We start from the raw sequence: 10963 nt of genomic DNA on the forward strand, positions 1-10963 counted from the left end.
AATGTGCTAGTTGTCTCAGTCCTGTTTATGTATTATTTACATCCTGCCCTTTGTTTTCCAGGTTGTGAATCAAAATATAAATTAGTATTAATTATCACTATTAAATTTTTAGAGTAGTTTATTTATTGCTACTTAGCTCATAAGTATTAACTACGGAGCAAATTTGGGGATTTCTGTAATAGATAGCCTAAATTGCTTATAAACAAGGCTTTTTTGATATTGTGCCAAAATTGGACAATATTAAGTAAATATAAATTTGTATTGAATATGAACATAATTAATTATGTGTGACGTATATTCTCTAGATTTGTTTCTTGTCAAAAAAAAATTTTTTTATCCGGGTTTTACTTACAAAAAATGTATAGGTAGAAAGAACGTCATCTGATGGCTAAATTAACTTTGCCGGGGGGTAAAAGTTAATTTAGCAATCACAGATGTGATTTGTATCTGTGAATCAATGAAAACAACTGCTTGTTTCAACTAGAGATAAATCTATAGGTTTCTACCAGCAACCTGGTTCAAAATCTCGATTTTACCCCAGTCTGAAGGGACAAGGATAGATTAACGCGCCTTAAAGTTGCATGATTTGTAGTGTCTTATTTGATACTACAGGTGGAATTTTTATGGCAATTTTTAGAACTATGAGCAGATTAATTCAGTTTTCAGACTTGATCAAGATGACGTTACTGATGACCTAGTAAAAATCGGAATTGAATTTTGATATGAAGAAAACAATTGGTATAGGACTAATGGTATTGTCAGTTTATCTGTGCAATTCCCATGCTTGTTTTGCAGGTAATAAGCTGTCCGTCAAGGGTTCTCAGTTTAACAGTGACAATAATAACCAATCACAGTTATTCGGGAATATATCCTCTAGAGATGATCAATCCGGAGATTGTCTGAATAATGGTACATGCAGAGGTTAGGACTCTTTGTATCTTGGAAATAGCCAAAACAGCTATTAGACATCTCGTAAAAAATAAATATGCGTGGCATCAAGGTTGTAGAGACGTTCCATGGATAAAAATTTTCGGATCTACAAAGTTTGTTCAACGCGATTTCAGAGATAATTTTTTGACCAACACTGATACTTTGTTGTATATAATTTCTCGCTTAATAGTTTTATTGCTTACAATGTCGAGTCAATAATATTATTAGCATCAACACTCATAAATAGCGGTTAAATAATTTTGTATGCTGTGGAATAGCTTGATTAAATGTGATTAATAAAAAGATAAAATTAGTTATTTTTATATACAGAGTTATTGCGGATAGAGCTAATTTTTCACTGTAAAGAGAATATGACAGACAACGTCATTACCATTACAGCGTGAATTAAGTTTTTTATGCTTCTTAATTTAGAGAGATTTTATCAAGCTTGTAATCCTTCCCGTCCGTTGATGGTTGAGAACCTAGACGACCGGATGTATTATATTGACTTTACTTCAGTACGTGGTGGTAAAATTATTGAGGCCTTATTGCGTACTATTACTAAAATTTCTCCCAATACACCAACGTGTCAATTATTTACAGGACATTTGGGTTGTGGAAAATCTACAGAACTGTTAAGGCTCAAAGCAGAATTAGAAGCACAAAATTTTCATGTTGTTTATTTTGAGTCCACCCATGTTCTAGAGATGGTGGATATAGATATTACGGACATTTTATTAGCGATCGCTGGTTTGGTAAGTAAAAACTTGGAAGAGATGAAACTGCGTGTGCAACCAAGTTACTTTACCAAGTTGTTTAGTGAGGTGGTAGACTTTTTACAAACACCGATAGAATTAGGTGTAGAAGCCGAATTGTCCGTAGGTATTGCCAAAATTACGGCTAAAACAAAAGAAAGTCCACAGTTACGCAGACGATTAAGAGACTATCTAGAACCACGCACAGAAAATATTCTCCAATCCATCAATCAAGAACTACTAGATCGTGCCAATCTAGAGTTAAAGGCTAGAGGTAAAAAAGGATTAGTTGTAATTGTTGATAACTTGGATAGAGTTGCTATTCGTCCTTTACCTTCTGGGCGATCGCTGCCAGAATACTTATTTATTGATCGGGGGGAACAACTACGGAAACTTAATTGCCATATAGTTTACACAATTCCCTTAGCTCTGACATTTTCTAACGATAGCGCCCAACTACAACATCGCTTAGGAGGTGGAGTTCCACCAAAAGTATTACCGATGATTCCCGTGCGTCAACGTTCTGGAGAAATTAATAATGAAGGGCTAGAATTAATGAGACAAATGGTATTAGCAAGAGCCTTTCCTGAAAAATTACCAGCAGATCGGATTAACTTAGTAACCGAACTATTTGATAGTATAGAAACTTTAGATCGGTTATGTTTAATTAGTGGCGGTCACGTTCGGGACTTGTTAGGATTATTATTTGATTGTTTGCGAGAACAAGATCCGCCTTTTGATCGTGATTGTGTAGAATTGGTAATTCTCAGACAACGAGATTATCGTGCCAATGCCCTTGATATAAATGAAAGTGACTTAATATTTCAGGTGATTCAAGATCAACGAGTTAAAGGTGATATACAGTACGATATGTTATTACGTAGTTTATTCGTATTTGAATATCGTGATCACCAAGGAGTTTGGTTTGCAATTAACCCAGTTTTAGCAGAAACCGAGAAATTTAAATCATGGTTGAAAAACAGCAAGGCAAACACATAATGGCTATCAATCAACACTCAATACATAGCCTATACAGGGCTATTACTTTTTCTAAAAATCAATTTTCAGTTATCGTAGTGTGCTGTAACTACCAATTTTTGCATGACTTAATCCACCAAGAATTAGTAACTATGGGTTGGGAAAGTGAAAATTTTCAAACTATCACTTTGCATAACAAAACTACAAGTCTATATACAACGATTCAATCACAACTTACTATTACCAACCCGGCTGGATTAATAATTACAGGGTTTGAATCAGTTGATGGTATAGACGATCTCTGGCGTTCTATTAATCAAGTCCGGGATGAATTTCGCAAGTCTTATCCAATCCCTATGATTTTCTGTATCAATGATGAGATATTACCTAAAATTTGGCGGTTAGCTCCAGATTTTGCCAGTTGGGCAGCCACACCGATTAGATTTGAAATTACTCCTGAGGAGTTACTACTGTTTCTGCAACAAGAAACTGATAATTTGTTCACTAAAATTTTAGACAGTGACTATTTTAAAGGTACAATGAATACCTTAGAAAAAATATGGAGGAATAGCAATCAACTTCATTATGCAATTTCTGAATTACAAAGGCAGGGTATCACCATAGAAGCAGAATTAAAGTCCAGTTTAGATTTTGTTTTTGGTATAGATGATTATGTGAATAATCGAATTAATTCGGCTTTAACTAATTTTCAAATGAGTTTACATTTTTGGGAGCAAACAGAAAATTTATTTACTCATACTCAAGAAAAGAAAACGCAGAAATGTGTTAAGGATTGTAGTGAATGCTATTCTAATGAAGAAAATTTTGTTTTTCACCATAAGTATTCTTTGAAAATAGCAGTTTTATTACTGTACGTTGGACTATGCTTTTATCGTATTGGCAAACGAAATAAAAAAGCAGGTCAGAGTTATTTTCAATTAGCTAAAAGAAATTTTTGCCAATGTTTTAAAATATTAGAACTTGCTGGCTGTACAAAATTGTTATCTGCGTTTATTAAGGAATTAGTAGAAGTTTTATATCTTTTGGGAGATTGGATAGAGTTACAGGTTGTTGCTGAAAAATCTCTAGAATTGCATCGAATATATGGATCTAAAATTCACGTAGCTTGTGATTATAACGTCTTAGCACATATAGCCTTACATAAATCAAATTGGATACAGGCTAGTATTTTGGCACATACATCACTAATGCACCTAGAGGAAATAAAAAGACAGAATGAAATAGGAGATGATTTATTACCTCTACTATTAGAACAAATTTATCTATTAACCTTAGCTAAAGCTCTTAATAAGCTGGGAAAAAAAACGAAGGCAGAAGAATATATAAACACAGCATCTCAAAAATTATATTTAGCTTTAGAAAGTAATGAATATCAATATGATACCTATCGGTATATTAACTTATTAGAGCTTTTGAAATCCCTATATTTTGAAGCAGGTTACTATCTTCAAGCCCATGTTGTTAACAAAAGAATTCATTCCTTGGAACAAGAATATGGTTTTGTGCCATTTATCGGTGCTGGATGTTTAAAACCGCAAAAACAACTCACAGTATCTATATCGGAAAATAGTAGCATAGCTTTAGAAATTACTGCTTCAGGTAGAGAATATGATGTTAATAACTTAATTGGTAGAATTAGCCGTGCTGACCAAAAATTGATAATTATTCATGGACAGTCAGGTGTCGGTAAAAGTTCTCTAGTTACTGCCGGCTTAGTTCCCGCGCTGCAAAACCGCACTGTGGGTGATCAAATTGCCGTACCAGTTGTTGTACGAATATATACAGATTGGTTAGGAGAATTAGGGAAATCCTTAAATAAGGCCATGTCAAACCTGGCGAAAAAATCAGCCATAGAAACGAAACCTCTAGCTGATATTCACCCAGTTATGAATGTTGATATCATTTACCAACAACTACGAAAGAATGCCGATTATTCTCTAATTACAGTTTTAATATTTGACCAATTTGAAGAATTTTTCTTTGGTGATACAGACAGTCATAAAAAACAAGAATTTGATAAATTTATTAGTGATTGTTTAAGTATATCCTTTGTTAAAGTTATTCTGAGTTTGCGCGAAGATTATTTACATCGCCTACTAGATTTTAAGTATCTTTCATCAATAGAGGCAATTAAAAATAATATCTTGGATACAAAATTTCGTTATCAACTTAATAATTTTTCTACTAAAAATGCTAGAGAACTTATTGAAAATTTAACTGAACGTTCCCATGATTTACATCAGAAATTACAACTCCAATTAGAACCAGCTTTAATTGATGCTTTAGTGGCTGATTTGTCCTTAGAAATTGGTGAAATTCGCCCCATAGAATTGCAATTAGTCGGCGCGCAATTACAAGATAAATGTATAACTACACTGGCACAATATCAACCCTATCGCCCAAACAGGTTAATTCAAGAATATATCCAAGAAATTATTAAAGAATGTGGACAAGAAAATGAACAGACTACTCTCCTAATTTTATATTTATTAACGGACGAAAATTACAAGAGACCCTTTAAAACCTATGCAGAATTAAAAGCAGAACTGTCAGAATTACAAAACCCCAGTAATTTAGAGCTAATTTTAAATATTTTAGTTGATTCAGGGTTGGTTGTTATTATTCCTAATTTTCCCAAACAATATCAATTAATTCATGACTACTTAGTAAACTTAATTCGTCATCTACAACCACAGGAATCTGGATTACAAATACAAATTAATAAATTACGTGAAAAAATCCTTAATAGTTATCAAGAAATTGAATATCTGAGGACTGAATTACAAAAAACTCAAGAGAATATAAATTTATTCCATACCCATGATTGCCAAGGAGATAATTTACTCACAGAATTAAGAGAATTGCGGAAGTGGGAAGAAGAAAGTCAGCTACAAATTGAACAACTGCGAAGGGAATTAAAAGAAAAAGAGTTAATTGAAAAATTAGCAGAAAGTCAAAAACAAGAACATTTGATTGCGATTAGATTAAATATTGCGCTCAAGATTGCTTTAACAGCTTGTATGATTACCATTTTTGGCCTAACTGCCTCTGTTATTACCTTCACAGATAGTGAAATGAAAATTCTCAGTGCATCTAGTGAAGCGTTATTTGCTTCGGAAAAAGGTATTGATGCTCTCAAGGAAAGTTTAAAAGCAGGAGAAAAATTGAAAAAAACTTTATGGAGTAACTCTAATACTCAGGAAAAGGTACTCACTGCAATCTATCAAGCGGTTTATGGAGTTAAAGAGCGTAATCGTTTAGAAGGTCATTTATCTGGAGTCAGAACATTAACATTTAGCAACGATAAATCTTTAATTGCCTCCGCTAGTGCAGATATGACTATTAATCTTTGGAATCCTCAAGGTCTGTTAGTGAAAACTTTAACAGGACATAAAGATATTATCAATAGTGTCAGTTTCAGTCCTGATAGTCAAATGCTAGTTTCTGGTAGTCAAGATAAAACAATTAAATTATGGAGTCGAGAGGGTCAACTATTAAAAACTTTAGTAGGTCATACATCTGTTGTTAATAGTGTCAGTTTTCATCCTGATGGTAATGTAATTGCCTCTGCAAGTACAGATAAAACTATAAAATTGTGGAGTCAAGAAGGTAAACTATTAAAAACTTTAGTTGGTCATAAAGATGCTGTTTTAGCTGTAGCTTGGTCTAATGATGGCAAAATTCTTGCTTCTAGCAGTGCTGATAAAACTATAAAATTGTGGAGTCAGGACGGTCAACTATTAAAAACTTTACCAGCCCATAAGGATGGGATTTTATCTGTGGCTTGGTCGCCTGATAGTAACCTTTTAGCTTCTGCTAGTAAGGATAAAACTATCAAATTATGGAATCGAGACGGTAAATTGTTGCAAACTCTTTCTGGACACAGTAGTGCTGTTATTAGTGTCAATTTTAGCCGTGATGGTCATACTATTGCATCTGCAAGCATGGATGAAACAGTTAAACTTTGGAGTCTTAATGGTAATTTACTGGGAACTTTGCGCGGACATAATAGTTGGGTAAATAGTGTCAGTTTTAGTCCTGATGGACACACTTTGGCTTCTGGTAGTAAAGATAAAACTATTATTCTCTGGCGTTGGGATAGTTTAATTTTACGTAATCCTCAAGCCAATGATGATTGGGTAACAAGTGTGAGTTTTAGTCCTGATAGTAACACTTTAGCTGGTGCTAGTCGAGATAAAACAATCAAAATCTGGAATCGGGAAGGTCAATTATTAAATATTCTTACAGGTCATACTGATCAAGTATGGGGTGTTGCTTGGTCTCCTGATGGTCAAATTCTCGCTTCTGGTAGTCGGGATAAAACTATCAAATTATGGAATAAAAAGGGTAAGTTATTAAAAACCTTAGAGGGACATAATGATTCTGTTTTAACTGTAGCGTGGTCCGGTGATGGTCAAATTCTCGCTTCTGCTGGTAAGGATAAAACTATCAAATTGTGGAGTCGAGAAGGTGCATTGATCAAAACCTTAACAGGTCATAGGGATGCAATTAACTGGATTAGTTTTAGTCCCAATGGCAAATTATTAGCTTCTGCTAGTGATGATACTTTGGTGAAAATATGGACAAATGATGGACAAATTATCAGAACTTTAAGCGGCCATACTAGTGCAGTTAATGGCGTTGCTTGGTCGCCTCATGGTGATATTTTGGCCTCGGTCAGTCTTGATAGTCAGGTCAATATTTGGAGTCAGGATGGTGAGTTAAAACAAACACTGATGGGAGATGGTGATGGTTTTATTAGTGTTAACTTTAGTCCTGATGGGAAAACTTTAGCGGCCAGTAGTGATAATCAAGTGAGATTATGGAATCAACAAGGTATTTTGCTGATGGCTTTGAAAGGTGATGCAGGTGAGTTAACGACTATTAATTTTAGTCCTGATGGGACAATATTAGCCGCCGGTGGTGGTAAAGGTAATGTAGTTTTACGGAAATTGTCAGATATTACATTAACAAGTTTATTGAAAAGAAATTGCCATATATTAAAGGATTATTTGTCAAATAATTCCAATATAACCCGCAACAATACTTACAAAAATCAAAGTTATCGCAGTTTGTGTGAAAATGATTAGATATATAGGAATAATATTTGATTTATGAAAAAATACGTAGATACTTAGGGTGCGTCAGATGATAGAATTTATGCAGTCTAACATGGTTGGTGAGCTTGCCGAACTATACCCTACAATACCTAATTTTTTTTAAATCAAATATGAGTTCTATAGCAGCTAATGATGTATATTATTCAAGTGCATACTGCTATAACAAAAAGAGGGAATAGGAAATGAGTATAAAAATTAATTTTTTACCAGATAATGTAACTGTTGATGGGGAAGTTGGAGAACCGTTGTTAGATGTAGCAGAACGGGCGGGTGTATCAATCCCTACTGGTTGTTTAATGGGAACTTGTCACGCTTGTACTGTAGAATTAGAGGATGGAGAAGTTATTCGGGCTTGTATTACTGTAGTTCCTCCAGGAAAAGATCAATTAACAATACATCTTTTTAGTGATCCAACTTGGTAATGACTTATGCAAAAATCTAATGTGAACAATAATCAAGATCGGCTGCGACAATGGGTAACTTTAATTGCCATTGTTGGTGCTTTTGTGGTGAATGTGGCCTCTAATATTTTTCCCCTCAATGGACTAAGTATAGGAGCAATTTCTAACACTGTATTTAAAGATGTGTTGATTATTCCAGCTAACTATGCTTTTGCTGTCTGGGGATTGATTTATTTAGGATTATTTGCCTTAGCTGTTTATCAATTTATACCGTCAAAAAAACAAGATGCAGATTTACAGAAAATCGGATATCTGTTAGTTATTGCTTCTGGTTTTCAAAGTATTTGGGTGTATTTCTTTTTAGCGAGATTGTTCACCCTTTCTGTGGTGGCTATGTTTGGTATTTTGGTATCCCTCATGGTGACATATCAACTGTTAGGTATTGGCAAAAAGATTGTATCCCAACGCAAAAAGCTATGTTTACACTATCCTATCAGTATTTATATGAGTTGGATTAGTGTGGCGACTGTGGTAAATGTCGCCTGCGCGCTACATTTTTATGGGTGGAATGGTTGGGGAATTAGTGGTCAGGTTTGGACTATGATTATGTTGGTGATAGCGTCAATTGTTGGTGCTGTTATGATGATCAGATTTAACGATATTCCTTATGTTGGTGTGACGGTTTGGGCATTAATAGCGATCGCCATTAAACACAGTGATGTTAATATGTTACGGAATTTAGCCACGTTTTTGGTATTTGCCTTGATCTCAATCACAATAATTAGAAGTTCTCGTACTGATAACTAAAACTCTTTTTTGAAAACGAACCACTCCAGGCACAGAGGACATAGAGAAAGACTGTATGGAAATAAATCGTATAGGTGAATTTTATAGCTGTAGCCATTTTTGATGAGGATATTATTCATCTTTAAAACCTAATTATATTAAGGGTTTCACTCTTGCCTTCTGCTATATTTGTGTAGCTAAGGTTTCTAATTCCTTTTAAAATAATCAGGACTTACGCACAACAGAACGAAAGTAGGGGTAATTCATGAATTACCCTTAGGAAATAATAAGGGTTTCGATTATATATTGTGTAAGTTATAAGAATGATGTAGCATAACGTGCGGGACATTGTTAGATAATGATGGATTTAAAATAAATTTGCATAAGTCATGACTTAAATAAATGGATATTTTGTACGCTTATCTAATTAAGCTAAATTCAATGATAAGAATAGGGGTTTTCAATAACCTTGCAGATGTTTCCATTGCTAAACCTGTCCACAACTTTGGCTATAAACTTGATTTTATAGGACTTGCAGCAATTTATAATTTTTCCTAATTTTCATCTTGACTAATTGATCAGGTTAAGAGAAACTTATTATTGACAGATGCAAATACTAATAAAAATAATAACTTTTGTAAAGATTCTGAGATATATATGTTTAAATGTGGAACATTATGAAGCAAACGGCAAAATTTGTATCTAAGTTCCAACAGCTAAATTTTCAGTCGAGCTGGTGCAGCAGCAAAGTTCAATTGTACTATTGAGGTTGGCTTTCAGAGCATGGAAACATTAGAATTCATTATTCATCCAGATGGTCGAGTCCAAGAGAAAGTTACCGGTATTATCGGTACTTCTTGTACTGAGGTGACAGCAGCCATAGAAGCCCAGCTAGGAAGAGTGTTGACCCATGAACCAACCTCAGAATTTTTTGCTGCGAATAACCAACTCAATAGTGTGGTGAATACGCAAACAGCCCACAGCGAATGGTAAGTTTTCCAACTAGTTAATTTTCATTGATTAAAACCCACCATGTCACACTTTAGCCAAATTAAAACACAAATCCGTAATCTCGAATCCTTAACAGATGCCCTTTCTGACTTGGGAATAGATTGGAAAACCGGACCGAGTGAGGTACGCGGTTATCGGGGTCAAACCCATGCAGCCGAGATAACAATTGAGCAAGAAAATGGCTATGATATCGGTTTTAGATGGAATGGTCAAGAATACGAATTAGTGGCAGATTTGCAATATTGGCAACAAAATCTATCTGTAGATGGGTTTTTGCGTCAAGTGACTCAACGCTATGCTTATCAAACAGTAGTCAAAGAAACTGCTAAAGTTGGTTTCCAAGTATCTGAACAGCAAAAAAATGCAGATGGTTCAATTCGTCTAGTAGTACAACGCTGGAGTGCGTAATGTCTGATTTCCTACCGCCATTAACAGGACAAGAAGATCACCGTTCTGGTTTAGAACCGGAATTAGGGAGTTTTTTACGAGATGTTCCAGAACGTTCTGGCCTAGAACCAGAATTAGGCGGTGTGGTGCGACAGAAAGGCGTTTATGTAGATGAAATTACCTGTATTGGCTGTAAACATTGCGCTCATGTTGCCCGTAATACTTTCTTTATTCAAGAGGATTATGGGCGATCGCGTGTCCTACGTCAAGATGGCGATCTAGAGGAAGTAATTCAAGAAGCAATTGATACCTGTCCTGTAGATTGTATACACTGGGTTGACTACACAGAACTCAAAAAATTAGAAGTAGAAAGACAATATCAGGTAATTCCTGTAGCTGGTTATCCAGTAGAACATGGAGTAGCGACCACAGAAAAACGCCGCAAGAAACAAAAGTTAAAAAAATCCAGTTTTTCATAAAAATCAAATCCCCGACTTCTGAATATTGTTGATAAGTACCTGAGCAAAATTAATTTAACATTTTTGGAAAAAAGAAAAATCTCTGTATTCCTTAT

At 34.7% G+C, this 10963-nt stretch carries 7 protein-coding genes; all 7 read left to right on the top strand.

All coding sequences use genetic code 11. The features are described from left to right. The first annotated feature begins 1346 nt into the window (after positions 1-1346). Positions 1347-2684 carry a P-loop NTPase fold protein gene (locus tag CUN59_RS19545; RefSeq protein ID WP_104389401.1) on the top strand — a complete coding sequence of 446 codons (1338 nt, stop codon included), beginning with the start codon at positions 1347-1349 and terminating at the stop codon, positions 2682-2684. Next, complete coding sequence (locus tag CUN59_RS19550) at positions 2654-7774, top strand: WD40 domain-containing protein (RefSeq protein WP_104389402.1); 5121 nt, start codon at positions 2654-2656, stop codon at positions 7772-7774. Before CUN59_RS19545 ends, CUN59_RS19550 begins: the two co-directional genes overlap by 31 nt. Positions 7775-7986: 212 nt before the next feature. Further along, positions 7987-8226 carry a 2Fe-2S iron-sulfur cluster-binding protein gene (locus CUN59_RS19555; RefSeq protein ID WP_104389403.1) on the top strand — a complete coding sequence of 80 codons (240 nt, stop codon included), beginning with the start codon at positions 7987-7989 and terminating at the stop codon, positions 8224-8226. Positions 8227-8232: 6 nt separating this feature from the next. Next, on the top strand, positions 8233-9012 hold the full coding sequence (locus CUN59_RS19560; RefSeq protein ID WP_104389404.1) for a TspO-related membrane protein: 780 nt from the start codon (positions 8233-8235) through the stop codon (positions 9010-9012). Between the two features lie 762 nt (positions 9013-9774). Beyond that, positions 9775-9984: a DUF2997 domain-containing protein gene (locus CUN59_RS19565; RefSeq protein ID WP_104389405.1), complete on the top strand. Its 210-nt coding sequence runs from the start codon at positions 9775-9777 to the stop codon at positions 9982-9984. A 39-nt stretch (positions 9985-10023) separates the two neighbouring features. Continuing rightward, entirely contained in the window at positions 10024-10410 is a 387-nt protein-coding gene (locus CUN59_RS19570; RefSeq protein WP_104389406.1) for a DUF1257 domain-containing protein, read from the top strand. Continuing rightward, positions 10410-10868, top strand: a complete 459-nt coding sequence (locus CUN59_RS19575) for a ferredoxin (protein WP_104389407.1) — start codon at positions 10410-10412, stop codon at positions 10866-10868. The genes CUN59_RS19570 and CUN59_RS19575 overlap by 1 nt, the downstream gene beginning before the upstream one ends. Positions 10869-10963 lie beyond the last annotated feature (95 nt).

The sequence above is a fragment of the Cuspidothrix issatschenkoi CHARLIE-1 genome, from assembly GCF_002934005.1.
Classification (GTDB): domain Bacteria; phylum Cyanobacteriota; class Cyanobacteriia; order Cyanobacteriales; family Nostocaceae; genus Cuspidothrix; species Cuspidothrix issatschenkoi.